The organism is Paenibacillus sp. FSL H3-0457, assembly GCF_037981725.1.
Classification (GTDB): domain Bacteria; phylum Bacillota; class Bacilli; order Paenibacillales; family Paenibacillaceae; genus Paenibacillus; species Paenibacillus amylolyticus.
Genome location: NZ_CP150283.1, coordinates 6,580,582 through 6,606,828, shown reverse-complemented (window position 1 = coordinate 6,606,828; position 26,247 = coordinate 6,580,582). Strand labels below are relative to the sequence as shown.

The 26,247-nt window shown below is 46.9% G+C and carries 24 protein-coding genes; 12 read left to right on the top strand and 12 right to left on the bottom strand.

The features are described from left to right. The first annotated feature begins 1 nt into the window (after position 1). Positions 2-1,939 (top strand): thiol reductant ABC exporter subunit CydC, encoded by a 1,938-nt coding sequence (gene cydC, locus MHH25_RS29050; protein WP_100528257.1) that lies wholly within the window; start codon positions 2-4, stop codon positions 1,937-1,939. Positions 1,940-2,139: 200 nt separating this feature from the next. Here cydC and MHH25_RS29045 read toward each other — a convergent pair whose 3' ends face one another. Further along, complete coding sequence (locus MHH25_RS29045; protein ID WP_100528501.1) at positions 2,140-3,171, bottom strand: LacI family DNA-binding transcriptional regulator; 1,032 nt, start codon at positions 3,169-3,171, stop codon at positions 2,140-2,142. A gap of 490 nt (positions 3,172-3,661) precedes the next feature. Here MHH25_RS29045 and MHH25_RS29040 point away from each other — a divergent pair, with 490 nt between their 5' ends. From MHH25_RS29040 to MHH25_RS29030, 3 genes are all read left to right on the top strand, one after another. After that, the gene (locus MHH25_RS29040) at positions 3,662-5,005 is read left to right on the top strand and encodes an extracellular solute-binding protein (RefSeq protein WP_100528258.1); all 1,344 of its coding nucleotides are present in this window, start codon (positions 3,662-3,664) and stop codon (positions 5,003-5,005) included. A 138-nt stretch (positions 5,006-5,143) separates the two neighbouring features. Beyond that, a complete protein-coding gene (locus MHH25_RS29035) occupies positions 5,144-6,037 on the top strand; it encodes a sugar ABC transporter permease (RefSeq protein WP_036613007.1) in 894 nt (297 codons plus the stop codon). Next, on the top strand, positions 6,037-6,855 hold the full coding sequence (locus MHH25_RS29030; RefSeq protein WP_076329266.1) for a carbohydrate ABC transporter permease: 819 nt from the start codon (positions 6,037-6,039) through the stop codon (positions 6,853-6,855). The genes MHH25_RS29035 and MHH25_RS29030 overlap by 1 nt, the downstream gene beginning before the upstream one ends. 121 nt (positions 6,856-6,976) lie before the next feature. Here MHH25_RS29030 and MHH25_RS29025 read toward each other — a convergent pair whose 3' ends face one another. The 3 genes from MHH25_RS29025 to MHH25_RS29015 all read right to left on the bottom strand — a co-directional run bounded on the left by MHH25_RS29025 (position 6,977) and on the right by MHH25_RS29015 (position 9,251). After that, a complete protein-coding gene (locus MHH25_RS29025) occupies positions 6,977-7,936 on the bottom strand; it encodes an MraY family glycosyltransferase (protein ID WP_036613004.1) in 960 nt (319 codons plus the stop codon). Positions 7,937-8,054: 118 nt separating this feature from the next. Further along, the gene (locus tag MHH25_RS29020) at positions 8,055-8,870 is read right to left on the bottom strand and encodes a hypothetical protein (protein ID WP_100528260.1); all 816 of its coding nucleotides are present in this window, start codon (positions 8,868-8,870) and stop codon (positions 8,055-8,057) included. A 63-nt stretch (positions 8,871-8,933) separates the two neighbouring features. Then, the gene (locus tag MHH25_RS29015; protein ID WP_340020557.1) at positions 8,934-9,251 is read right to left on the bottom strand and encodes a metalloregulator ArsR/SmtB family transcription factor; all 318 of its coding nucleotides are present in this window, start codon (positions 9,249-9,251) and stop codon (positions 8,934-8,936) included. 390 nt (positions 9,252-9,641) lie between these two features. Between MHH25_RS29015 and MHH25_RS29010 the strand changes: the two genes are divergently transcribed. Further along, positions 9,642-10,031, top strand: a complete 390-nt coding sequence (locus MHH25_RS29010; protein WP_340018704.1) for a nuclear transport factor 2 family protein — start codon at positions 9,642-9,644, stop codon at positions 10,029-10,031. Between the two features lie 197 nt (positions 10,032-10,228). Beyond that, positions 10,229-10,750 (top strand): hypothetical protein, encoded by a 522-nt coding sequence (locus MHH25_RS29005; protein ID WP_340018703.1) that lies wholly within the window; start codon positions 10,229-10,231, stop codon positions 10,748-10,750. 455 nt (positions 10,751-11,205) lie between these two features. Here the strand turns inward: MHH25_RS29005 and gntK are convergent, their stop codons facing one another. From gntK to MHH25_RS28985, 4 genes are all read right to left on the bottom strand, one after another. Then, entirely contained in the window at positions 11,206-12,756 is a 1,551-nt protein-coding gene (gene gntK / locus MHH25_RS29000) for a gluconokinase (RefSeq protein WP_339195999.1), read from the bottom strand. Positions 12,757-13,021: 265 nt separating this feature from the next. Beyond that, on the bottom strand, positions 13,022-13,849 hold the full coding sequence (locus MHH25_RS28995) for a carbohydrate ABC transporter permease (RefSeq protein ID WP_036612996.1): 828 nt from the start codon (positions 13,847-13,849) through the stop codon (positions 13,022-13,024). Between the two features lie 20 nt (positions 13,850-13,869). Further along, the gene (locus MHH25_RS28990; RefSeq protein WP_036613110.1) at positions 13,870-14,736 is read right to left on the bottom strand and encodes a sugar ABC transporter permease; all 867 of its coding nucleotides are present in this window, start codon (positions 14,734-14,736) and stop codon (positions 13,870-13,872) included. A gap of 128 nt (positions 14,737-14,864) precedes the next feature. Beyond that, entirely contained in the window at positions 14,865-16,100 is a 1,236-nt protein-coding gene (locus MHH25_RS28985) for an ABC transporter substrate-binding protein (protein ID WP_047841063.1), read from the bottom strand. Positions 16,101-16,462: 362 nt separating this feature from the next. Between MHH25_RS28985 and MHH25_RS28980 the strand changes: the two genes are divergently transcribed. The 5 genes from MHH25_RS28980 (at position 16,463) to MHH25_RS28960 (ending at position 22,641) form a co-directional block, all read left to right on the top strand. Further along, positions 16,463-17,230: a GTP cyclohydrolase II gene (locus MHH25_RS28980; protein WP_315372491.1), complete on the top strand. Its 768-nt coding sequence runs from the start codon at positions 16,463-16,465 to the stop codon at positions 17,228-17,230. A 193-nt stretch (positions 17,231-17,423) separates the two neighbouring features. Beyond that, the gene (locus MHH25_RS28975; RefSeq protein WP_026081418.1) at positions 17,424-17,993 is read left to right on the top strand and encodes a glycerol-3-phosphate responsive antiterminator; all 570 of its coding nucleotides are present in this window, start codon (positions 17,424-17,426) and stop codon (positions 17,991-17,993) included. 28 nt (positions 17,994-18,021) lie between these two features. Then, positions 18,022-19,509, top strand: a complete 1,488-nt coding sequence (glpK, locus tag MHH25_RS28970) for a glycerol kinase GlpK (protein ID WP_253503971.1) — start codon at positions 18,022-18,024, stop codon at positions 19,507-19,509. A 400-nt stretch (positions 19,510-19,909) separates the two neighbouring features. After that, positions 19,910-21,568 carry an FAD-dependent oxidoreductase gene (locus tag MHH25_RS28965; RefSeq protein WP_340018701.1) on the top strand — a complete coding sequence of 553 codons (1,659 nt, stop codon included), beginning with the start codon at positions 19,910-19,912 and terminating at the stop codon, positions 21,566-21,568. A gap of 68 nt (positions 21,569-21,636) precedes the next feature. After that, the gene (locus MHH25_RS28960) at positions 21,637-22,641 is read left to right on the top strand and encodes a Gfo/Idh/MocA family oxidoreductase (RefSeq protein ID WP_340018700.1); all 1,005 of its coding nucleotides are present in this window, start codon (positions 21,637-21,639) and stop codon (positions 22,639-22,641) included. Between the two features lie 104 nt (positions 22,642-22,745). On the opposite strand, the gene MHH25_RS28955 is transcribed toward MHH25_RS28960, so the two are convergent. Then, a complete protein-coding gene (locus MHH25_RS28955) occupies positions 22,746-23,045 on the bottom strand; it encodes a helix-turn-helix domain-containing protein (RefSeq protein ID WP_026081419.1) in 300 nt (99 codons plus the stop codon). A 423-nt stretch (positions 23,046-23,468) separates the two neighbouring features. Here MHH25_RS28955 and MHH25_RS28950 point away from each other — a divergent pair, with 423 nt between their 5' ends. Next, positions 23,469-23,849 (top strand): DoxX family protein, encoded by a 381-nt coding sequence (locus MHH25_RS28950; RefSeq protein WP_051447288.1) that lies wholly within the window; start codon positions 23,469-23,471, stop codon positions 23,847-23,849. 125 nt (positions 23,850-23,974) lie between these two features. On the opposite strand, the gene MHH25_RS28945 is transcribed toward MHH25_RS28950, so the two are convergent. The 3 genes from MHH25_RS28945 to MHH25_RS28935 all read right to left on the bottom strand — a co-directional run bounded on the left by MHH25_RS28945 (position 23,975) and on the right by MHH25_RS28935 (position 26,233). Beyond that, positions 23,975-24,814 carry a DNA alkylation repair protein gene (locus MHH25_RS28945; RefSeq protein WP_340018699.1) on the bottom strand — a complete coding sequence of 280 codons (840 nt, stop codon included), beginning with the start codon at positions 24,812-24,814 and terminating at the stop codon, positions 23,975-23,977. Positions 24,815-24,891: 77 nt separating this feature from the next. After that, positions 24,892-25,587, bottom strand: a complete 696-nt coding sequence (locus MHH25_RS28940; protein WP_340018698.1) for a Crp/Fnr family transcriptional regulator — start codon at positions 25,585-25,587, stop codon at positions 24,892-24,894. 127 nt (positions 25,588-25,714) lie between these two features. Further along, positions 25,715-26,233 (bottom strand): AbrB/MazE/SpoVT family DNA-binding domain-containing protein, encoded by a 519-nt coding sequence (locus tag MHH25_RS28935; RefSeq protein ID WP_036612972.1) that lies wholly within the window; start codon positions 26,231-26,233, stop codon positions 25,715-25,717. Positions 26,234-26,247: the final 14 nt, after the last annotated feature.

Below are 26,247 nucleotides of genomic sequence, written 5' to 3'. Positions count from 1 at the left end.
AATGAAGTCCGGATATGAGCATATGGAGACCGTCCGTAACGAAAAAGAAAAAAATAGCTGGATTGCTCCGTATGTGGCACAGTACCGCTGGAGATTCATCGCAGTTATTGCGCTAGGTACATGCGCTGCACTGTGTGCGGTACTGCTGCTGTTTACCTCCGGATTTCTGATCTCCAAGTCTGCGCTGCGTCCTGAAAATATTCTGATGGTGTATGTACCCATTGTTGGTGTACGTGCATTTGGGATATTCCGCGCCGTGTTTCGATATATCGAGCGATTGGCAGGACATGATGCCGTACTGCGGGTATTGGCCGATCAACGGGTGAAGCTATATCGCATTCTGGAGCCGCAGGCCCTGTTCCTGCGCTCTCGTATGCAGACCGGAGATGTGCTTGGAGCACTGGCCGATGATGTGGAACGGTTGCAGGATATCTATCTGCGTACAGTCTTCCCCGCCGTTACCGCGCTTGTGATGTACGGTGGGGCTGTGATTGCCTTTGGCAGTGTTGATCTGGGATTTGCGGTGTGGATGGGCTTGTATATGTTATTTCTCGTTGCCGTGTTACCTGTAATCTCTCTGAAAGTGACGTGGAAATGGCGTATACGGCTAAAAAAGGAAAACAGCAGGTTGTATACCCGTCTGACCGACGGTGTACTTGGACTGGGAGATTGGCTTGCAAGTGGACGAGCGGCCGAATTTGTTCAGCAGCAGGAAGAGGCAGAGGAACAGGTCGACGTGATTCGTCGCAAGTTGCGGCGTTGGACACGCTGGCGTGATCTGATGGCCCAGTCTGTCATTGGCCTGCTGGTGGTATCGGTTACGTTATGGGCCGGAAATGCCGCTTCTGTCGGACAATTGCCTGCTGTGATGATTGCTGCTTTTGTACTGGTGTTATTTCCGCTCACGGAAACACTTCTGCCTGTAGGGGATGCGGTGGAGCATCTTCCCCAGTATCGAGAATCGCTGGATCGCTTGAAACAGCTCGAAGGGAAAGGGTATCTTCCGTTGCAGAATGGAGTTGGTGATGCGGATGGAACGGGCGAATCGATCTCTGTAGTAAAAAACGGCAACGTGATGGCTGGACAGACATCGGAGTCCTTGCCAGCTGCGAATGTTATCCCAGACAGACGAATTCGTCTTCGTATTCCACCCAAACTCAGAGCAGACATCGAGATTAATCTCGTAAGTTATCGTTATGCAGCGGATGATTCCTACGCCGTACAGGACGTATCCCTTCATCTGCCACAAGGCAAACGATTAGCTATTCTTGGACGAAGCGGCGGCGGCAAATCAACCTTGTTGAAGCTGATTCAGGGGGCATTGCTTCCATCTGCGGGGAAAGTTCTGATCAATAATATGCCTGTGCAGACCTTGGGTGAGAGTGTCACTGATGTCATCGCAGTGCTGAATCAGAGTCCTCACCTGTTCGACACCACGGTAGCCAATAATTTGCGGATTGGTCGTCCACATGCAACGGATGAGGAGATTCGTCAGGTGGCCGCCCAAGTAGGGTTATCCGGTCTAATCGAATCCTTGCCGCAGGGATATGATACGCCGATGCTGGAGACGGGGCTGCGTTTCTCTGGTGGGGAAAGGCAACGGATTGCTCTGGCCCGGGTACTGCTTCGGGAGACACCTGTTATTATATTGGATGAACCAACCGTAGGGCTTGATCCGGTGACGGAACGAGAGTTGATGCGGACCATTCTGGATAGCTTGCAAGGCAAAACGATGATCTGGGTGACCCATCACCTGATTGGTGCGGAACAGATGGATGAACTTATTTTTATGGAAAATGGAAAGATTGCCATGCAAGGTTCTCACGAACAATTGCTGGCTGGGGAAGAGAGATACCGCCGTCTCATCGAACTTGATCGACCCGGATGGTCTGACTTGCAGACAGTAGAGGGCAAGCTGCCTACTGCCGCTTCCAGATAGCAGGAACTTTCTCGGCAAATGGAAGTGAATAGCTTGTCTCAGGTTCATTAAAACAAAATAACACAAACAAGGGATGTCCCCTGTCATATTCATGACTTATGGGATATCCCCTTTTTGCTTCTTGGTGTGGAGTTTTATGAAAAATCGCTATGTCTATGATGTGAATTGATCTGTAGCAGCCAGTCCCAAAGACTTAACGCTCAGATCTCCTGTGCCAGCAGCATGGCTGTGCCACAGGATTGACGCACAACCAGTTCCGGCTCTACTTTAATGCAACGATTATCCATTTGTTTGTTCATCAGATCGAACAGAATCATGGCAGCAAGGCGTCCAATTTTGTCCGTATCCTGCTTGACGGTTGTTAGTGGTGGATCGGTATAACGGCAGGCTTCGATGTCGTCACAACCTGCCACAGCTATATCTTCTGGAATGCGTAACCCCACTTCCTTAAAGGCGCGAATAGCTCCAAAGGCAAGTAGATCTGTGGCTGCAAACACGGCACGTGGCAGAGTCTTGCAGGCGAGCATTTTCTTGGCCGCTTCGTATCCATCCGCTGCAGCATAATCTTTGCTGTATACAACCCACTCGGGCTTTTCATCAAGACTAAACTGATTTAGTGAACGTTTGAAAGCCATCTCTCTCTGTTGCATCACAAGAGAGGCGCGCTCCAGCCCGATAAAACCAACATCTCGATAACCGTTCATATAAAATTGTTCTACAACTTTGGTTGAGATCTTATCGTTATCGGACATGATGTAACAGGAGCTTTGTCCTGTTAGCTTGATATCTATTCCGATACAAGGAATCGGGCTGGCATCCAGGTCGAATATGCTGCTCTCGACCTCATCCCCCGCAATAATAATACAGCCATCCACTTGAAAATACTTGGATCTCGCCAAGTAGTCCTCACCCTGATCCAGAAACTTCTCATTCGAGAAGAAGAGTAGATCGTATCCAAGCAAGCCAATTTGTTTCTTAAACGCATTGATAACCTGTACGAAGAAAGGGTGGCTGAAATCCACGTTCAGCTTCCCTGCAAACACAACGCCAACGAGGCTGGATTTTTTGGTTGCCAGTGTTTTGGCTGAAGAAGATGGACGATAGCCTGTCTCTTCCATAATTTTAAGCACACGCTGGCGCGTTTCCTCGCTAATATCTGGATAGTTATTGATAATCTTGGACACCGTGGCTACAGATACGCCGGCTAAACTCGCTATCGTTTTGATATTCATAAACATCCCTCGGATTCCTAAACTGGTTTCGTAAACTGGGGCTGTATCGGTTTTTTCGCTTTCTTGCAAGTATTCTATGCTACATAGACCGGAGAGTCAACAGCAGAGAGAGGGTTTCACACTTGAAATGATATGCATCCATAGGTTTTAAGTGATCAAGGATGTTTGTTGCGAAAATAAAGACGAATTTTAGCTCGTAATCTTAATTGTTTTACAGATTTTGAGTCCAGTTAAAGGAATACCGGGTTATCTGGGGCTCTATATGAAATTATGTCATAAGCTGTGTTTCGTAACTTTCGTAACTATCGTAAAGGTTACCTTGATTTCAACGTATACAGCAATAAATAAAGCTTTTATCAAGCAGGTTGGAGCATGGGAATCAAAAAAACAAAATGACTATTTACAAAATAAAGATCTGAAGTCATAATAAGGGTGAAATTAACGAAACTGATTTCGTGGATTTAATTCAAAAATATGGGGGACAACGAAAATGAAGAAAATGACTTTAGCCATTCTACTTGTAACCGCTTTATTATGTGTGCTCGCCGCTTGTAGTAGCAGCTCTTCGGAATCAGAAGGGACTCAGGCTACAGACAGCAGCAAAAAAGTCACCTTGAAGATCATTCACTGGCAGCAAGAGAATATTAACAACTACATCAAAGAGTTTAATACGAAATTTGAAGCGAAATATCCGGACGTAAAGGTGGAATATACTACGGTTCCGGCAGACGCGACTTACGATCAGTTGATGCAAACACGGATGAACGCCGGAAGTAATGGGGACGTAGATATCATTCCACTCAAATCAAGCTTTGTAGGCGCTCCACAGGAATGGTCCAGTGGTGCTGCTGATCCGATGTGGAAGCAATGGATCGATGCCGGGTTAATCAGTGATCTGTCTGATCAATCTTTTATCAAAAACTACAATGAATTGGATGTACAGAACGCAATGACGTATAACGATAAGGTGTACGGTGTAAACATGGGCAAGGTGGCATTCACAGGACTGTTCTACAATAAGGAACTCTTCGCAAAATATAATTTGGAAATCCCTACAACCTGGGATGAATTGCAACATGTTATCAAAGTGTTCAAAGACAATGGTGTCGAAGCGCTGGGTCTGGCGGGTAAAGATGTATGGCCAATAGGTCTTGCGGTGCAAGGGCTTCAGGCCTCTATTCATGAAGATCAGCTTGCTTATATCAAAGGTCTATGGACTGGTGAAACCAAGCTGACTGATCCGGTTCAACTTGAAGTCTTGCAGAAATCTCAGGATCTGATGAACAATGCAATGCCTGGTTTCATGGGTATTGACTACGGAACATTGCCCAGTTTGTTCGCTACAGGCAAGGTGGCTATGATTGCTGACGGCACTTGGGATGCAACAACAATTCAAACGGCCAACCCTGATCTGAAGTTTGGATATTTCCCAATTCCAGGTAGCAATGATGCAGCCAAGAACAAAAATCTGGCGGGTAAATACGATATGACCTGGATGGTGGTGGATAACTCACCGAACAAGGATTACGCAATGAAATGGCTTGATATGTTATCGGAGAAAGAGAACTATACGGAATTTGTGAATGCAGCCGGATTCCTGCCAACACAGCCTGATGTGGAGATGACAAGTGAGTTTATCCAAGGCATTCAGCCTTACCTGGAGGACTTTAAACTTTCTTGGGATCAGTTGTTCATTAACCGTCAGAATGTAGGACAGTACATTTCAGAGGCCAGCGTTCACGCAGAGATGCTCAAGCCAGCCGGACCGATTGCAACACCGGAAGAGCTTGCGGGTAAATCCCAAGCGGACTGGGATGCTGCTGCTCCAAAGTAATTCATAATCATTCATATTCATGGCACAAGTTGGCCGTATGCGCCGGAATAGCGCTCGGGTCTGAGCCTTCAGGCCAGACAAGGCTGTTATTCCGGTTTTTTTATGTCTTAGTTTTACCCCATGAAAGGTGTGAGGACGATGTATCCGTTTGGGAAAGGTAAGGCAAGACTTATTCCTTATCTGTATTTGAGCATTCCGTTGTTACTTTATGTCGTGTTTGGCTTCGGTCCATCACTTGTGACGATACTGTTTTCGTTTACAGATGCTACTGGTGTTCGGGGCCAGGAATGGAGCTTTATCGGCTTTGAAAACTATAAAACATTTTTTGGTGCATCCAATGCTGGAGACCGAATGGATGCTATTGGGCGATCCTTATACTTTGCGTTTGCTGTTGTGATCATACAAAATGCAGTGGGTTTGTTTATAGCGATTTTGATCAATAAAAAGCTTAGAGGCGATAAATTATATCGCGCGGTATTCTTTTTGCCAGTGGTGCTGGGGGTTACTGTGTCTGGACTCATTTGGCAACTCGTTGCAAATCCGCTGGGCGGACCAGCCCAGTCCTTTCTGAATTTCTTGGGTACCAGTTCCAACTTTTTTGGCGATTATAATATTGCCTTCGAATTGATTATTTTTGTTCAAATCTGGATGTACATGGGTTACTCCATGACGATTTTTCTTGCAGGTCTGCAGTCTATTCCGAGTGATCTGTATGAGGCGGGTTACATGGATGGTGCTTCGGGGTGGAAAGCATTTACGAACATTACATTCCCCATGATTGCTCCTGCATTCACGGTTAACATGCTCTTGTCTATCATAGGGGCATTGCAAACCTTTGATATTATCTATGTACTTACAGGCGGCAAGTTCAATACAACGACGCTTGCGTTTGATGTTTATGCTACGGCATTTGGCACAGGAACGGCTGATTACGGTTTGGCTTCTGCTGTCGCGATGATTCAGTTCCTCTTTGTATTTACCATATCGATGGTTGCTTTATTTTATCTCCGCAGAAGAGAGGTGGAAGCGTAATGAAACAGAGTCAAACGTCCAGAATGGTCAGCTACGTTATCGTTCTGCTCATGCTTGCGTTGTACGTTTTCCCTCTATTCTATCTGTTCAATGTATCCATGAAGACACAGACAGAGTATCTGCTCGATCCTGTAGCTCTTACCGAAGGGATCAGGCTTGAGAACTTTTCCGAAGCATGGAACAAAGGGAACTTCTCTCAGTATATGTGGAACAGTGTGCTCTATACAGGGATGTCCACCCTGCTGACGTTGATTTTATCTATATTTGCTGCATTCCCGCTCGCACGCAGATATGTTAAATTCAGCACACTCATTTATATTTTCTTTCTGATTTCCATGTACCTTCCCAACCCCCTCATTCCGCAGTTTTCCCTGATCAATAATCTGGGTCTTTACAACACCCAAATCGGGTACATCTTATTGAAGACGACAGGTACGGGCATTGCCTTTCTCATGTTTGTGGGTTATATCAAATCAATATCGCGTGAACTGGATGAGGCGGCAGCCATGGACGGGAGTGGATATACACGTTATCTGTTCACTATCCTTGTTCCGTTAATGAAACCAATCCTGGCAACAGGTATTATTCTTACCGCGATTGGTGTATGGAACGATATTATCGGGCCGACCATTTATTTATCTGATCCGAATTATCAGCCGGTAACCAAAGGACTCTTTACATTTTATGGACAGTACATGAACAACTGGCCGCTGCTCGCCTGTGGTATTCTGATTGTTACCTTGCCACTGGTTGTCCTGTACGTTGCTTTGCAACGTTTCATTGTTGGAGGTGCTATGGCAGGGGCTGTTAAATCGTAAGTTAGAATCACTCCGCTTTAACTGAAAAGAAAAAAAGGCAAGCGACCCAAAAAAACATCATAAGAAAGCCACCCTCAACGCAATGAAGGTGGCTTCTATTATTTTCATCGTTATTTTGTTTTTATAACTCCACTAACATCAGAATAATGGAGGATAGACACAGACATGTGCTGACTAGATACAGCACACCCACCACCTGATTTTGATTCAATCCGGCACGCAGCAACCGATAATGAGCTTGACTTGCATCGGCCTGATAGATCGCTTTACCTTGAATGAAACGTTTGATAACGACAAAGATGTTGTCGAAGATCGGTACACCCAGCGCCAGAATCGGAATGAAGATGGACAACATGGTTGCTTGTTTGAATGCACCATCCAGAGCGATAACCGCCAGAATGAAGCCAAGGAACGTAGCGCCTGCATCACCCATGAACACTTTGGCAGGAGCTTTGTTGTACTTCAGATAACCAATCGTTACACCGACCAGAATGATCGACATGAGTGCGGAATCACTTTGACCTTTGGCAAGCGCCACGATGAACAGGGTAATTGCCGAGATGGCCGATAACCCGCCAGCCAGTCCGTCCATGCCGTCCGAGAAGTTGATGACTGTTGTCACCCCGAAGATCCACAGGATCGTGAGAATGAATTGCAGCCAGATCGGAAGCATGACATATTCCGCGTTGAAGGGATTCACAAATCCGGTGAACGCAATGCCAGAAGCAAATACGAGTACTGCCGCAGAGACTTGTACGAGCATTTTGGGCAGGGCAGGAAAATCTTTGCCTTTTGTTTTGTACCAGTCGTCGACGGTACCAATCGTTAGCAGAAGCATACCACCAGCGACAAGAGCCGCTGTTTCCCATGTGATTTCTTTCGTCAGAGCAATGTATGTCAGGAAAAATCCAGTAAATATCGCGTAACTCGCCGTGAGCGGGATAGGTTGCCTGTGTAGCTTACGCTCCACATCTTCCCGAGGCTTGTCCACAAAATCGAGCCGGTGAGCCAATCGACCAAGCGGTGGAATAAGCAGAACCACGACAGCAAAAGACACTATAAAAGCCAGTATGTATACCATAAACTCGCTTGTTTCACTCCCATCTACCAATTTCCCCTTATTATACGAGTTAAACAGGAAATCTGTCGATGTCATTATTGTAACCAGACGTACGCAAAGGTGAGCAAAAGTTCAGGTTTTATTGCATGTGAGGAAGATAGGAGCCGAAATAATGTTTTACGGCTTCTGTATGATATCCATCATCACCTTGCCAGGTTGCTGCAAAGACAAAATCACTGGAACCACCTTTGCGTTTTCTCGGTTTATCTCCAGGAGCCAGTATGCCGGCTGCCGCCCAGATTTCCAGCAGGGCATCCCGCTCCTGTTTGCTGGAAGGGAAGAGATCCTTCCACTTCTTCTCAAGTGAGCGAGCACTGTCTTTGGGGTCTTCCGTCTGAGCTGCTTCAAGCAGGTTGACCAGGATGGCTTGGTCTTCAGGAGTTACTTCATAGTTCGCATCGTTGTCCTGAAGCAGTAATTCCAAATCCATTAGGCAATAGATAAGCCAGCCATGACGCACGCCGCCCCACTTGATCCGTTCAAAGTTCAGGACGTTTAAGTCGACGTTGGAATATTCCTTGTCTGACTGCAAACGCAGGAAGTTACAATCTCCACAGGCACTGGTGTTAGGGTGAAGGGCAGGGCGCTCTGCATAGGTGTGTAAAGGCATGTTCGATGTTAAAGCCCAGCTGGATAATGCGCTGCGTAGATAGGCTTTTTTGGTGGACAGACTATGTAGAAATGCCGAAATCACCCGTTCCTTAAACGAGTCCTCCTGATGCATGTCGTACAGACGCTGGACAATCTCGTCATGCGTTATCGTGAGTGGATCGAACATAACACCTTTGCTTTTGGCGTATTCAAATTCCTCCCCGGAGAAGGGTAGAGAGGTTGTTTTCCAGCCACCACCGCCCCAGAAGGTGCTCAGCAGTATCTTTGCCGCTTTTTTGTCCATATGGTTAGCCTCCTTTATGGGAATTGCGATTATGATGAATGTGATTCTTTATCTCAGACCTACTTAATGTGCGTATTCCTCGGTTGTATTCAGAATCATGTCGACGAGGCCTGGAAAACGTACGTTTAGTTCTTCCTTTCGTAGGGAATAAAAGTGCTGTTTACCTTCAATGCGTGGCTGGATCACGCCAGCTTCACGTAAAATTTTGATGTGATGGGACAACGTGGATTTGGAAATATGGTCTACTTCGAAGGCGGAACAGTTTTTCTCGCCAGAGCTGGCCAGACAGTGTGCAATTTTCATGCGGATCGGATCACCCAATGCATTGCAGACCATGGTCAGCTTCAATTCCGAAGCCATAGGTATCGTTGGAGTTCTCATATCTATGACGTTAGCATAATCGGCTTTCTCTTTCAATGTTTGAAATATTTCGAACTATAGAAGTTGAACTTTTAACTATTACACTTGTTTACTCCGATTGCAGTACCATCTTTCGATCGCTCTTATCCCCAGATTTTCTTATTCCCTTGGTCCAAGGGAAAAATCCGGTGATAGTGTATGCTTCCGATGTAGCTTTCTTTCAGAAAGCTTTAAGCGCACGCTTCGCTTATTCAGATTGGTTCTGCACTCTCCGTGTTAGTGTAAAAGTCGGTCTCAACTTATATATTTCTTGCAGGCAGTATAAGAAGTATGATACATTTCTTTTCGATAGTTCGAAAATATTCGAACTGAAAGATTGGAAAACGGCTTTTTATTCTAGGAGGAATATAAATGAGTGCCACAAATACAACTACGATGTTGAACAACTATTTCCGTTTATTTGATGCTTCACGCACAGACGAGCGCGCCATGCAGGACTTATTGTCCCTGTTTACACCGGACGCAGAGATTGTGCTTAACGGCACCAGCAGATCAGGATTCGATGGTTTCATGAAAGCTTTTTACGAATACAATAAGGATGTAAAACATATGTGGGACGCGTGGGTGCAACAGCCTGACGGCAGCTACCAAACTAACTGGGCGGTATGCGGACAAGCGGCAGACGGAACGGTATATGCCAAAGCAGGCATCGATATCGCACGTGTAAATGATGAGGGACAGATTGTGTATCTGGAGAATGTACAGGCCGACCAGAATGCGTTCAACAAGTATAATCAGTAATTAAAATCTAGGATTTCAGTTCTATAGTTGTTAGAAATCTGAATCAATAAAAGATAGGAAACCTTAACTCCACCGCTTTTTCATGCTGTGGGGTTTTGTTATACCCAACATGCTCAATCATTCTTTTTAGGGTAGGATTAGAATAAAGGGATGAACATTATAATTCTTATTTGTTGGAATAAAGAGGAGTGAACTACATGAACGAAGTTGGGAACCGAAACGTCATGGAACCTTTAGAGGTCATACCGATGGTCGGTATTGGACCATTTAAGTTGGGAATGAGTAAATCAGAGGTAAAAGAGATCATTGAGTGCATCACCCCAGAGATTAGTCAGCTCTACAACCAAATGGAGTATGATTCGGAACATAAACTCTATTTCATTGAAGTAACTAATCCACACGATTATCCACCTGATGAATCTGATGTTGTCCTTACATATGATAATATTGATGTTTTTCGAACAAAGGCTGATGATCTCGTTAAGCTAATAGATAGTAAGACACCATATACTCGAGACATCGATGCGGAGTTGGGATTTTCTTTTATTTTCAAAGACATCCAATTGGCTTTGTGGAGACCTAGCGTGATGACCGAAGAAATGATGAATTCAGTTGAGTTTCTGACCGAGTTTATGCCAGAGAATCAGGAACTGGAAAAGAGGTTTTTCTATTTTAGGACGGTTGCTGTGGCGGCCCCTGGATACTTTAATAGAACATAAAGGGAAGCTCCAAGTATGATGAGAGATAAATTTGATCCAATCTAAATAGAGTTTATATAGTCTGTGCATGAAAAAAAGCCCATTCCCATATGGACATAACCATGGCGGGGTGGGTCTCTTTAACTTACGATATCTCGTATTAATTCTAACGAACTGTACACATGCTATTGGAGGGTATTTGGCAAAAGTGATTTTCTAACGAACCACAGACAAGTTAATTGGCTACATATTAGGTTCTAGATCAGTTTTGTGCCCATGTAAGCCGATATAAGGTGGCTCAGGTTCGTTAGATTTTGAAAACATGCTATAAACCTCATATAAGATGTCTACGATTCGTTAGCTATTCCATCTCAACTTTTGACCGTCCAACGTGTTGCAACATCCTAGGCTTTTAACCTTCTAGCCCTCACACCGTCCCGTTCTCCGGTCATCCTACATGCAATCTACTGCCGCCCTTATCCCTGCATCGTCTTATTCTGAAAGGCAGCGATATCCGCATACTCTTCTTCGAATTTGCGGGAGATGCGGATGAAGATCGGCAGCAGTTCCCGGTAGACGCGGACACTGTCCGGGTCTGGTTGGTGCCGATGCGTTGATCCGATCATGCCGGAGACGGCACTCAGTGAATCGATGCGGCCAAGAGCGTACAAGCCCAGTACAGCAGCGCCGAGACAGGAGCTTTCAATACTTTCGGGGATGATGACATCCTGATCGAAAATATCGGCCATCATCTGGCGCCACAACTCAGAGCGGGCGAAGCCGCCTGTCGCCTGAATTTTTTTCGGACGGCCAATCTTTTCTTCGATTGCCAGCATGACCGTGTACAGGTTAAACAACACACCTTCGAGCGCTGCGCGAATCATATGTTCTTTCTTATGATGCAGCGTCAGGCCGAAAAACGAACCCCGTGCATTGGGATTCCAGAGCGGAGCCCGCTCACCTGTCATATACGGATGGAACAAGAGACCTTCCGAACCCGGAGGTACGTTTTCTGCGACACGAGTGAGCACTTCATATGGATCGATGCCAAGTCGTTTCGCAGTCTCCACCTCGGAAGCTGCAAACTCGTCCCGAATCCAGCGGAAAATAACACCGCCATTGTTCACCGGTCCGCCAATGACCCAGGCATCCTCCGTGAGCGCATAACAGAAGAAGCGTCCTTTTGGATCGGTCACCGGTTTATCTACGACTGTACGAATCGCTCCACTGGTACCAATGGTCACGGCCACGACGCCCGGATCAATGGCGTTCACGCCCAGATTGGAGAGCACACCATCACTTGCACCGATGACAAATGGTGTGGTGACCGCAATGCCCATCTCCTTGGCGTACTCCGGGTGCAACCCATGTTTCAGCACATGTGTGGTTGGGACCAATCGGGACAAGTGTTCCGGCGTAATGCCCGCTACATGCAGCGCTTCAGCATCCCAGTCGAGTTTCTCCAGATTCATGAGTCCGGTTGCGGAGGCCATGGAGTGATCAATGACGTATTCAGAAAATAATTTATAGAAAACATATTCTTTCATGGATATGAATTTGTGCGTCTGTCTGAACAATTCAGGCTGATCCCGGGTGAGCCACATGATCTTGGTGAGAGGGGACATCGGATGAATCGGCGTACCTGTTCTCAGATAGATTTCGTGACCATTCATCTCGGATTTGAGTACTTCCGTCCACTCGGCACTGCGATTATCTGCCCATGTCATGGCCCGCATCAGCGGTTTGCCGTGTTGATCGACTGGCAGAATGCTGTGCATGGCCGAACTGAACGATACAAACAGGATCTCCTCTGGCTTCACTCCCGCTTTGGAAGTAGCCTGTTTAACCGATTCGATGACTGCTTTGAAAATATCTTCCGCATCCTGCTCCGCAATCGCAGGTGTGGGGGTGTGCAGCGGATAATCGGCACTGCCTTGAGCCACAATGGTTCCGTTCTGTTCAAACAAGACGGCCTTGGTGGAGGTCGTGCCGATATCTACGCCGATCATATAGGGTGAAGAAGCCATTTTGTCATCCCTCTTTCTTGAATATATAAGTGAATGAATGCTGTTACACGTTCACACTTCGGGTACAGAAAGCCTTCCGATCGCGTAAATGCGAAGCATATGCTTTCGAAGTAGCTTTCCTCTGGAAAGCTTTTAACTCCATTTCTTCAGGCCCTTTCTGTCCCCTTCGTGCACGTGGTGCTATTCATCCAACTTATATGGCATCTGTTATTTCAACTATAGATAAGAATATCAGACTTGAGGGATGGATCAAAATGCCACAATCTTAGTCCTTCACTGCTCCCGCTGCGATATCCGAGATAAACTGACGGCTGATGAATAGGAACATAACGATGAGTGGAATGACGGCAAGCAACGTACCAGCGATAACCATGGCATAGTCTGTGTTATATAGTCCGTTTAATTGAGACAACGCAATCTGCAATGTATATTTGCGTTCATCCGTCAGAACGATCAAAGGCCACAGATAATCATTCCATACCCCGATAAAGGTGAACGCGCCAAGGAAAGCAAAGGCAGGTCGCAGGATTGGCAGCGCTACGTTCCAATAGAGTCGGAAGAAATTACAGCCGTCGATGCGACCTGCATCCAGTAGATCGTTCGGAATGGACTCCGTGGCATATTGGCGAATCCAGAAGATGCCGAAGGCGTTCACCATGCCCGGAATAATGAGAGCTTTGAAGGAACCGACCCAACCGAACGTAGCCATGAGTACGAAGGAAGGCACCAGCGACAGCTGGGAAGGTACCATCATGGTTGCGAGCAGCAAGATGAAGAGCCACTTTTTGCCGGGAAATTCAAACTTCGCAAACGCAAACCCCGCCAGTGAGTCAAAAAACAGTACAAGTATGGTCACGAGGCCCGACACAAACAACGTATTCAGAAAAGCTCCCCAGAAGTCAATCTGCTGTAACACCCGCGTAATATTATTCCACAATTCGCCCCCGAACCAGAGCTGGGGTGGAAACTTGTAGATATCGGACGTTGTCCGGGTAGACATTACAATCAGCCAATAGAACGGGAACATGGATATGAGCATGCCCCCGATAAGACCGGTATACAACACCAGCGATTTGAGGTGTTTGGTCGCCATGTGCGCTCCCCCTTATCACATCAGGATGATTTGCCTTGAACAAGCTTCCAGTTCACAATCGAGAACAGGGCGATAATGAGGAACATGCCCCAACCAACGGCAGCGCCATATCCGAAATAATTGTTAATGAAGGATTCACGGTAGAGGTACAGTACAATCGTCATGCCTGCTGCACCTGCGCCACCGTCATTACCTACCAATACTTGTGGCTCGGTGAACAGCTGCATACCGCCGATCGTTGACGTAATGACCGTGAACAGGATCACAGGACGCAGCATCGGAATTGTAATTCGGAAAAAGGACTGTATCGCTGAGGCGCCGTCAATCTTGGCCGCTTCGTATAACGTCTGCGGAATACTCTGAAGTCCGGCCAGATAGATGACGGCGTTATATCCGGTCCAGCGCCAGACCACCATGGAGGAGATTGCGACTTTAATGCCCCATGGTGCATTAAGCCACTCCACAACCGGTAGCCCGACCGACTGCAACAGATAATTGAGAAAGCCATAATTGTTGGCAAATAAAGCACCGAAGATAATGGCTACCGCCACGATGGATGTGACGTTTGGCAGAAAATAACCGACCCGAAACAGGGTACGGAACTTCACAAATGGTGCATGCAGCAAAAAGGCAATAATCAGGGCGAAGAAGAGCATCGGAATCGTCGAATAGATCCAGATCATGAACGTGTTACCCACGGCTTGCCAGAACTCGGCATCGGTCAGCATGTATTTGAAATTGTTGAGTCCGTTAAACGTCATGACACCGATGCCATCCCATTTATGAAAAGCCAGATAGAGTGAGAATCCGATTGGGAACAGTCCAAATACCGCAAACAGAATATAAAACGGCGATATCGCAACATAAAGTGCACGATGCTCCCACATTCTCGCCCATAGTGACTTCTGCCGATCCAGATCAGGTCTTGCATTTCCGGGATCGGGAGTAAGACGAGGTTCAGTTACAGCCATATGAATTCCTCCTTTGCGGATAACGAAACCACACGTTCTTCAGGTTAACGCTGCAATTCCCGCTCGACGCGGTGTACTGTATCTGTCCAGACCTGCTGTGGATCGGCATTTTGCTTCGCGACATCATTCAGCCGCCGGGTGATAATGTTGTGTACGGATGGGTATCGTTCGCCAAAGAAAGCATCCGGCACATCCTGTGCCGATTCGGCAAATACAGGCCCTGTCGCCTGTCCACCGAAGAAAGGTTCTTTTTCTTTCATGGCAGGATCATCAAACACACCTGGTGCAGAAGGGAACAGGTTCAGTGTCTGATATTGCTCCAGTTGATTTTCGGGACTTTGCAGCCAGCGAACCAGTTCAAAGGCTTCCTGAGGATGTTCACTCGACTTCAGGATGGACAGGAATGATCCCCCGTTGTTGCCATCTCCCCCTGGTGCCCGAGCGACCCGCCATTTCCCGGAGGTATCCGGAGCGGCTTCCTGAAGCACTTGTTTCATCCAGACGGCACCTACAAAAGAGGCGATTTCGCCATTATTCATCGCGGCGTTCCAGCTTGGAGTCCAGCCATCTGCATTGGCTAGCAGTCCCTTCTCTTTGAAAGCAACGGCCGTATCCCAGCTCTTGCCCACAATAGGGGAATCCATGCCGATAAAGGACCCGTCCGGCCGGAAATAACGCTCCGCAGACTGCGATATGACTTGATTGTAAACGGTTGCAATATTGTCGGTTAGAAAAACCTTGCCTCCGAATTTTTCCTTGAGCTGTTCTCCGGCAGCAGCATATGCATCCCAGCTGTTGATCTGGCGTGTAACGTCTTCGGGATCAGATGGCAATCCGGCCTCCTTGAACAGATCTTCTCGGTAGAAGAGGGCTGTTGGGCCCGTATCCATCGGGAAACCGATCATCTGTCCGCTTGGCGTAACGCCTTGCTTCCATTTCCACGGCAGATATTGGTCTTCAATATCTCCTGCACCGAGATCATACAGATTATAGAAACGGTCCTCACTGGGGAATAGCTCCATGATCCAGTCGTTCAATGCCACAATGTCTGGTTCACCTGAGCGTGCAGCGAGTGTTGTTTTGAGTTTTGCTTTGAAATCACCGCCGATTTTCTGAGCTGTCAGTTCGATATTGGGGAACTTTTCCTTAGCCCTGGCAATCAACTTATCATCGATGGAACGATTCCAGTACCATAATGTAAGCGCTACCTTTTTGTTGTTCGCTGAATCGTCCTGTCCGGGCCAGATGGAGCATCCGCTTATGAGCAGGACGCAGACCATCAGTATGGCTGTCCAGCATGTTCTTTTCCGGCGGATCATGTGTATTACCCCCTCATCATTAAGTTCGAGGCATGAAGTGCTTTGGACTACAACATTAGTGTATGAGCAGTTTATAAACTCATACCCAATATTCCTAAAATGAAACACATATTTGTGTCGATTGCGTAACATAAATTGGGTAGTTACTTTAAAAATAAAAGTTACTTGACACATTATAATTTTTATTCTAAACTAACTTACATAAAGTAACTAATGATGATGAGAATAATATAGATACGTACTATATAACATCCAAGTGATCCAATTTCACGCTGGATGCGAATCAATCAACATACAAGTTGGCCTAAACAGGAGGAACGACAATGATCAATTCACATATTATTCAACTGCTTGCCCCCAAAATTCAGACTTTTCCGAGTGGAAAAGAGTTCATATACCTGGTGGGACCAATCAAGCTTCCGGTTAACCTCGATGGGGAGACCAAGACATTCCAGTGGTATAGCTGGATGAAATCGGACAAAGCGATGGAGAGCGGCGAGTTAATCGAATCCCTTGCTGAGGCTGAACTGGCAGAGCGTCAACAATCCAGTGTTCTGGTGTACGGTGACTTTGCTGAAGCACAAGAAGCGCTGATCCGGATGCATAGTATCTGTCATACAGGCGACATCTTTGGCAGCAAACGCTGTGATTGCGGCTTCCAATTGGAGCAATCCATGAAAATGATCGCCGCTCACGGAGCGGGTGCACTGTTCTATCTTGCGAACCATGAGGGACGTGGCATTGGTCTGTTCAGCAAAGCCATGGCGTACATTTTGCAAGAAGAAGGTCTGGATACGGTAGATGCAAACTTGCAACTCGGATTCACAGACGATGCTCGTAATTATGACGATGCGATTGCTGTGCTGCGTACACTTCGCTCCGCACCGGTTACATTGATCACCAACAATCCACGGAAGCTGGCTGCTTTGCAGGAAGCGGGATTAAATGTGGGCGGACGTGTGCCACTATGGGGAGATCGCTCTGCTTTCAACGAGAAATATCTGCAAACGAAAGTGAACCGTTCCGGTCACTTGGCAGAAAGTGATGGTTGGGCTGGGGCAGAGACGCTGCTTCCGCATGCGCAGGGTTAATCATTATTTATAGACGTATACGAATAGATGGCTAGCCGTTGATGTACTCTCTGTTATGGAGAAGTACAACAGCGGTCTTTTTGCTATGGATGATAGGGTAGCGATCAGGTTTTCCTGATTCACGGAATGGCTTGCCGTTCCCGCAGTGCGGATTATACAATATAGTCATCTGATGAATGCGGGAGGAACCAAGGTGCCATTTGAGGGACAACGTATATTGCCGGCTGCAAAGAGCATGAAGCAGTTTGAAGCGATGATTGAAGGCCCTTATACCTATGGGGTGATGTTGGAAACGCATATTGCACAGCTTCAGAGTGTAATGGACGAGGCTCGGCGGTACGACAAAAAGATACTTTTGCATGCAGATCTGGTCCAAGGATTGAAGAATGATGAGTATGCGGCAGAGTATCTGTGTCAGCACATTCGCCCGGCAGGACTGATCTCTACGCGAGCGAGTGTCATTCAGAAGGCAAAGCAGAAAGGCATTACAGCGATTCAACGTATTTTTCTGCTCGATACCCATGCACTGGAGAAAAGTTATCTGCTGCTGGCCAAAACCCAACCGGATTATATTGAAGTATTACCTGGCGTCATTCCGCATATTATTGCGGAAGTATCTGTGCGTACAGGGATACCCATTATTGCAGGGGGATTGATCCGTTCACCGGAAGAGGTTGAACTTGCGCTTGGCGTCGGGGCTACGGCAGTGACCACATCCAACGCAGATCTGATCCGACACTTCGAGAAATCGCTTACACCTTAAAAAGAACCCACAACAGGAGGTTGGCTGTATGGAAAAATATATATTGGCTCTGGATCAGGGAACAACAAGCTCCCGAGCTATTCTATTTAACCGTGGCGGGGAGATTGTGCACATTGCACAGCAGGAATTCCCTCAATATTTCCCCAAACCGGGCTGGGTAGAGCAGAATGCCAACGAAATCTGGAGTTCCATTCTTGCCGTGATGGCTTCATGTCTGGCAGAGAGCGGAATTAAACCTGTTCAGATTGCCGGAATTGGAATTACGAATCAACGTGAGACCGTTGTTGTATGGGACAAAGAAACAGGCAGACCCATCTATAATGCAGTGGTATGGCAATCCAGACAGACCGCAGATATCTGTGAAGAATTGAAGACGCAGGGTCTCGGGGACCTTTTCCGCCGTAAAACAGGATTACTGATCGATCCCTACTTCTCGGGAACAAAGGTGAAGTGGATTCTGGATCATGTCCCTGGTGCCCGGGAGCGGGCAGAGAAGGGTGAATTGCTGTTTGGCACGATTGATAGCTGGCTGATCTGGAAACTGAGCGGGGGTACACATGTCACGGATATATCCAATGCCTCACGTACTCTGATCTATAACATCTATGATCTGCAATGGGATGACGAATTGTTGGATATCCTCGACATTCCTAAGGCCATGTTGCCAGAGGTACGGGGTTCGTCCGAGGTGTATGCACACACAACAGACTATCATTTCTTCGGTCATCGGATTCCGATTGCGGGAGCGGCAGGAGATCAACAGGCAGCGATGTTTGGTCAGGGCTGTTACACCAAGGGTAGTATGAAAAATACATATGGTACCGGTTGTTTCATGCTTATGAACACGGGAGAGAACCCGGTACAATCCAATCACGGACTGATTACAACGATTGCCTGGGGGATGAATGGCAAGGTTGAATATGCGCTCGAAGGCAGCATTTTTGTTGCAGGTTCAGCGGTTCAGTGGCTGCGTGACGGATTAAGAATGCTTCGCTCTTCAAAAGATAGTGAGGACTACGCCTCACGCGTGCCTTCGACAGACGGCGTTTATATGGTACCTGCATTTGTGGGATTGGGCAGTCCGTATTGGGATAGTGAGGTTAAGGGTGCGGTGTTTGGCCTGACCCGAGGCACGACAAAGGAACACTTTATCCGTGCTACGCTTGAGGCGTTGGCGTATCAGACCAAAGATGTACTGGAGGCAATGGAATCCGACTCGGGTATTCCCGTGCATGCTCTACGTGTGGATGGCGGGGCGGCGGCCAATGATTTTCTCATGCAATTCCAGAGTGATATTCTGGGCATTCCTGTCGAACGCCCAACGGTGAATGAAACGACTGCATTGGGTGCGGCTTATCTGGCAGGATTGGCAGTAGGATATTGGACGAGTGCGGATGAATTGACGGATCATGAAAATACGGAGCGTGTCTTCCAGCCTGTTATGGCTGAGCAACAACGAACAGAACTGTATGCAGGTTGGAAGCGTGCAGTGAATGCAGCAATGGCTTTTAAATAAAAGAAATGAAATGAATATTTCTTGGTGTGGGTATTTGTACTTTTTAACTAAACATATGTTATAAATGATATTTACTGGTGGAAAATGATGCATGATTTACAGGGTTATTCTTCCTGGAGAAGGCAAAATATATATCCACTATAAGGAAAAAAACAAGGTTAGTGGATTCATTTGAAATTCCATCCTTTGGCAGAACAACTTTTTGAATTTTTTTTGAATAATGTGTCATTTCAGTACTTCACGCCGTCAAAAATCTGTGATAGGATAAAGGCACAAGTTAAAAAAATGATGTCTGGAGATCGGGAGGGACCACGTGCCGCTCAGCAATTGCTGAGCGAATGACGTGGTCCTTTTTTTGTTTTTTACGGAAATATTAAGGAAATCAATGGGAGGTTCAAGAATGACAGAAACGTTCTCGTCAGCACAACGGACCGAATATTTGCAAAATATGGCGAATGCACATTTTGACGTATTGATTATTGGCGGCGGGATTACAGGCGCAGGGATTGCATTGGATGCGGCTTCGCGTGGGTTGAAGACGGCGCTTGTAGAAATGCAGGATTTTGCAGCAGGTACATCCAGTCGTTCGACCAAGCTTGTCCATGGCGGATTACGTTATTTGAAGCAATATGAAGTGAAGATGGTTGCTGAGGTAGGACGGGAGCGGGCTGTAGTTTATGAAAATGGGCCACATGTGACCACACCGGAACCGATGTTGTTACCGATCTATACGGCTGGCACGTTCGGCCGCTTCAGCACATCCATTGGACTGATGGTGTATGACCGGCTCGCCGGGGTGAAGCGCAGTGAACGGCGCCAAATGTTGAATGCTGGAGCAGTGTCAGATAGTGAACCTCTGTTACGCAAACAGGGGTTGTTGGGTGGTGGACTCTATGTGGAGTACCGGACTGATGATGCCAGGCTCACCATAGAAGTTATGAAAGAAGCTGTCAAACGTGGGGCACAGGCAGTGAACTACGTTAAGGCGAAAGGTTTCCTGAAGGAGAATGGCAAGATTACAGGTATTGAAGCCGTGGATCAGATCGACGGTCAGGCATATATGCTGAAAGCAAGCAAGGTGATCAACGCTTCCGGTCCATGGGTGGACGGTCTGCGGGAATTGGACGGTTCGCGCCAGGGGAAAACGCTGCAGATGACCAAAGGCATTCATTTGGTCTTTGATGGTGAACGATTCCCATTAAGACAGGCCGTCTATTTTGATACACCAGATGGTCGAATGGTATTTGCTGTCCCACGTGATGGCAAAACCTATGTAGGTACAACCGACACTGTATATCAGGACGATCCTGCACACCCGCAAATTTCCGACGCGGATCGCGATTATGTGATTGATGCAGTTAATGGCATGTTTCCAGATGTACACATTGGTACCGAGGACGTGGAATCCGGATGGGCGGGTGTACGTCCACTAATTCATGAGGAAGGCAAGAATCCTTCCGAAATATCACGTAAAGATGAAGTCTGGGTATCCGAATCCAATCTGATTACGATTGCCGGGGGCAAGTTAACCGGGTACCGTAAAATGGCCGAGATGGTTGTTGATCTGGTCGCACGCCAGATGGAGCAGGAGAGTGGGCATTCCATAGGCCCTTGTGTAACAAAGAAGATGCCCATCTCCGGCGGTGATGTAGGGGGATCGGCTGGATTTGTATCGTATGCGGAGCGCAAGATCAAGGACGGTGTTGCTCTCGGGCTTGCCCGACCTGCTGCGGAGCGGCTGGTTCGCACGTATGGTTCCAATGTGGAGGCACTGTATGAGCGAATGCCCGATCCACGCACCAAGTCCGATCTTCATGGCATGCCACAGGAGTTATTGCTTATGCTACATTACGCGATTGATGAAGAGATGGCTGCAACTCCATCTGACTTTTTGGTACGAAGAACAGGTGATTTATTCTTCCGTATTGATGAAGTTCGTCGCTATAAAGCAGCAGTTATCTCGTATATGGCAGGTCGTTTGGACTGGTCAGAAGAGGAAGTGGTTAAACATACACAGGAACTGGATCAGCTGTTGCTGGAAGCATCCGGCAAAATCTAAGGCAGGATTTCAAGATCGAGAGTCGAATGGAACATGTAAGCGTGTAACATAGAGAGGGGATTACATCCATGACATTACAGATCGGAATCATTGGAACAGGCTGGTTCAGTAAGGTACACGCGGATATTCTCGCACGGATGGAAGGTGTTCGTGTTGCGAGTGTCTGTGGAACTTCGCTCGAAAAGGCAGAGGCTATGGCCTTCGTTTATGATGCTGTTGGTTACGGGGAACTTGAACATATGCTGGATGGTGAGAAGCTGGATGCGGTGTATATCTGTGTGCCTCCGATGTCTCACGGATCAATTGAGTCCGAATTAATCCGCCGCGGTATTCCATTCCTGGTGGAGAAACCGCTGAGTACTGGAATGGACGTTCCACGTCAGGTGTTGGATCAGGTGCAAAAGAGTGGATTGTTAACCTCTGTAGGATACCATTTCCGTTATCAGGAGGCTGCGCAGGTTCTGCAGCAAGCGATGAAAGAACAGACGGTCGGCATGGCTCTTGGCCGCTGGATGGGCGGAATGCCAGAGGTCGCCTGGTGGCGGCGTCAGGACGGTTCAGGAGGGCAATTCGTAGAGCAAACTACACATATTGTAGACTTGCTTCGGTATTGTGCAGGAGAAGTTACGGAGGTATATGCTGTAGCAGCTCAGCGAAGCATGCATGAGAAGCATGAGCATGTGACCGTAGCCGATGTGGCAAATGTGACGCTCAAGCTGGAAAGTGGAGCGATTGCCAGTATCGCCAATACATGTCTGTTGCCAGACGGAGAGGGCGGCGCAGGACTCCAGTTCTACACGGATGCAGGTGTGTGGGATTGGACGCCAGAACGTTTGCTTCTGCCAAGTGCCGCAAAACATGCGATGGCAGGTCTGGAGATTCCGGCAGGACATAACCCATACGAGCGTGAGAATGAAGCGTTCATTCACGCCCTGCGTACGGGAGACCGTTCACGAATTCTGTCCGATTATGCGGATGCCTGCCGTACACAGGAGATTACGACGGCGGCGCTGGCATCGGCAGATTCCGGTCTGCCGGTACAGCTTCAGCCTTCAAAACATCTCTCTCATTAAAAGGTTGAAGGTAATGTAAATACGCCTGAATCAGGGAATGATCCGCAGATCAGCCTGATTCAGGCGTATTTGTGTTGAGTAGAGATTATTAAGTAGCAATTCAACTACTCGGATTTCTGCTGTTTCAACCAGTCGGATGACCAACTGTAGATCTGATCAATGACAGGTTCAATGGCTCTGCCTTTCGGTGTCAATTCATACTCTACACGGGGAGGTATCTCGGGAAACATGTGTCGGGTTACGATACCTTCCGTCTCCATTTCCTTCAATCTCTCCGATAAAAGTCGTCCACTGATCGCCATCTCTGCTTCAAGCTCCGTAAACCGCTTGGGTCCGGACAACAGTTGGTACATGATTAACAGTACCCACTTCTTGCCTATGATGTCTATGGCTTGAGTGATCATACAGGGACTTGGTGCTTTTACTTTTTTCAGCTTCAACGTGTTCACCTCGATTCATAATGATTTTCTTCAAAGTTGTATATGAAAGGACATGATTTCTGCCGCTTTAAGAATATAGGACATCCAAGTAAATGAGGGTTACTACAAAATATACTGTAACATACCTTTTGTATGTATTATACATCATACAGCGAAAAATTACTTGAAGAAATTATATTATTATTATATACTAACTTCACAAAAGTAAGTTGGTGATAAATAATATGTATAATATGAACGCGTACTATTCTGAAAATTGAACTGGGCTGAACGGTTGAAAACAGAGTGACCTTTGGGAACTTTTACATAGATTCTTTTTTTACAATGTGCAGCAAAAATAATCATTACATAGTAGGAACATATAATTTGTTACAGGAGGATCTACATATGAACAAGATTTTGGGTTACGTTTTTCTGGTTGTGTTAGCAGGTGTCTTCGTCATGACGGGGTTTAACAAGATTAGTGGGGCAGATATGATGATTCAGACATTCGAAAGTTTCTCTTATCCAACATGGACGATGTATCTGCTGGGCGCTGCGGAGTTGCTTAGTGCTGTAGGACTGCTGATTCCACGGACTCGCATCCTGGCTTCTGGCATACTGACCTTCATTCTGATTGGGGCCGTGGGAAGTCATCTGATCTATGCACAATACGCTGCTGTTCCGTTCCCGGCTGTGTTGTTGGTAGCTAACATTATTGTTTTGGTTGTGGGCATGCGCAGATTGGAAGCGGAAGAAGAAGGCCAGATGGACGCGATTCAGGCGTAAGTTAAAGATAAGAGGGAACGTAATTGGGCTGTTCAACGTGGAAAAGGTATTCCTGTCAAAAGGAATGTAAACGCGGATGCCTATGCAGAAGATGACCACTGCCAGTAAGCGGTGGTCATCTTTTTTTATGTAAGACTTCGCGTGGCACGTGTAACGATTCGCCGCGTATGTTGGGTATCCGACTGCTGCGTCCAAGTGGCACAGACCTGCCGCACCCACTCTGGATTGGTCTTGCTGGCGTCGTTCAGCCAGTTACTTACCGAATCCTGTACATACTTATGGGCATCGGATTTTACCGCGTCAAGCAAGGGAAGGGCCATGGCCGGATTTTCTTTTAACTCCTGAATATGCTTGGCCCAGACGCCACGAGGTCTGATTGATTCTATGGCAAATCGACGGATCAGTGGATCAGGGTCAACGCTCCATGGGATTAACTGCTGCAAGGCTAAGGATAATTCGGCAGAGATGGACTCCCGTACAGCCATCCAGGCGATTTCTCTTACACCAAAGTGATGATCTGCTGCAAAGGGCCGAATATGCTCCAACTTTTCAGTCAGGTTCAGACCGGAATCTAGCCCAATGATATAAGCCGCCCAGCAGCGAACACTGTCTGCACGATGCTCTGCAATAGAACAAAAGAGATTCGTTTGTTCATTGACTGATGGACGTTTCAACAGATCAAGCCATTGCATGGCTATGGCCGGGATGATTTTCATGATCCGCTGCTCATCCATCTGTGTTAACTGCTCTGTAATTGCTCTGGTTTCGGCATCCATTCCCCATTCACGGGTAACCTTCTGAAAAAGAGAAACATGATCTACAGCCAGCCATTCGGTCAGATTGACCGATTCGATATGTCCTGCTTGTAGCCAATTGCGGATATGCTCAGGGATTTCCGTTGCTTTACGGGCACCTTTGCGAAGAAAAATGTCTTCAGGGATAAATAGATCTGGCTTAGCATTCAACAGTATATTCCTCCTTGGTTGTATAACATCATGCGTTATACAATACAACTTGCTGGAGAACAGGGATGTAAGGCATCTTACAAGTGGGCAGTGATTTTCCGGAGGTTAGCGATTTCGTCACGATGAAGGGAGACTGATTTGAATCCGGTACGAATACGTCCAGATTTTGCCAAGTCTTGCATGACAATCGTAACCGATTCCCGTGTGGCTCCTGCCATCCAGGCAATCTCCTGATGGGTAAGCCCGAGTTGAATCCGGCAGTACTCATCTTCTTCGATCCATCCCATCTGTTCAGCCAGCCGGAAGAGATTATGTATCACCTTTTCATGCAGGTTTCCGAGTGCGAGCGTCTGTGTCAACTCGCTCATTCGTTTGATCCGCTCGCTTAGTACGTTCATCAGTCTCATCATAAATTCCGGATGTTCAATCAGAAACTGTTCAAAACGTTGTTTGTTCATCAGGCAAATATCACACTCCTCCATCGTTTCGATATAAACGGCGCGTGTTCCGAGTGAGATTCCGTTCATTTCTCCAAACACGTTACCTTCCGTCAAAATATCGAGAGTGAACTGCTTGCCCTCCGGATTTAATGTATATAAACGAACCTTTCCCCGTTTTACAAAATAGAAACCTTCTGTAAACGTATCGGGTGTCTGGATCTGTCTGTTTTTAGGTATGGTCGTAATAGAAGTCATCCCATCCATTTCAATCAGGTCTGCCTCGGATAAGGAGGACATGAGGTCGAATTGTGATAAATACAGAATTTTATCCATAGAACTCCTTTCCATTACAATATGAATATAAAAAAAAGAAGAACCCACGAAAAACAACGGGTTCTCTTGCAGCGGGACTTCCTGATCGGAAGGTCTTCTGACTATAAATGATCAAATGCCATTTTGATTATAGTAACTTTTTTAATTGAGAGACGCGTCCTTGGCTGATGCCAAGCTTTTCCGCAATTTGCTGTTGAGCCAAACCGGGATTCTGTTCAACAATTTCTTTCATCTGTTGCAGCATACGTGCCGTCTTTGGCCGCAGGTCCGGGTATTCTTGGTTGTCAGCTGTGGTCCCTTCTTCCCTAGCGGGAGATGAGACTGGGGCGGATTTGGAAGCAGGACGCTCCACGGGTGCAGGAGCCTGTTTGTTCTGAGGTACGAACCAGTTGGGAGAGTCATCCGGGTGTTTTAATTGAATTGCACAAGTCCGGCAGATGAATTGTTCTTTGAAATACATTTCCGTATCTACATCACCGCAAAAAATACATAATGTTGATTTGTACTTTCTTAAAATCAACTCTTTTCCTTCAATGAAAAACTCAAGCGGATCGCCGATATGGATTTCCATCGTATCCCGCATTTCTTTGGGAAGGACAATTCGTCCAAGACGGTCCAGAGATCTCTTCATTCCGGTTCTTTTCATCGCATCTCCCCCGC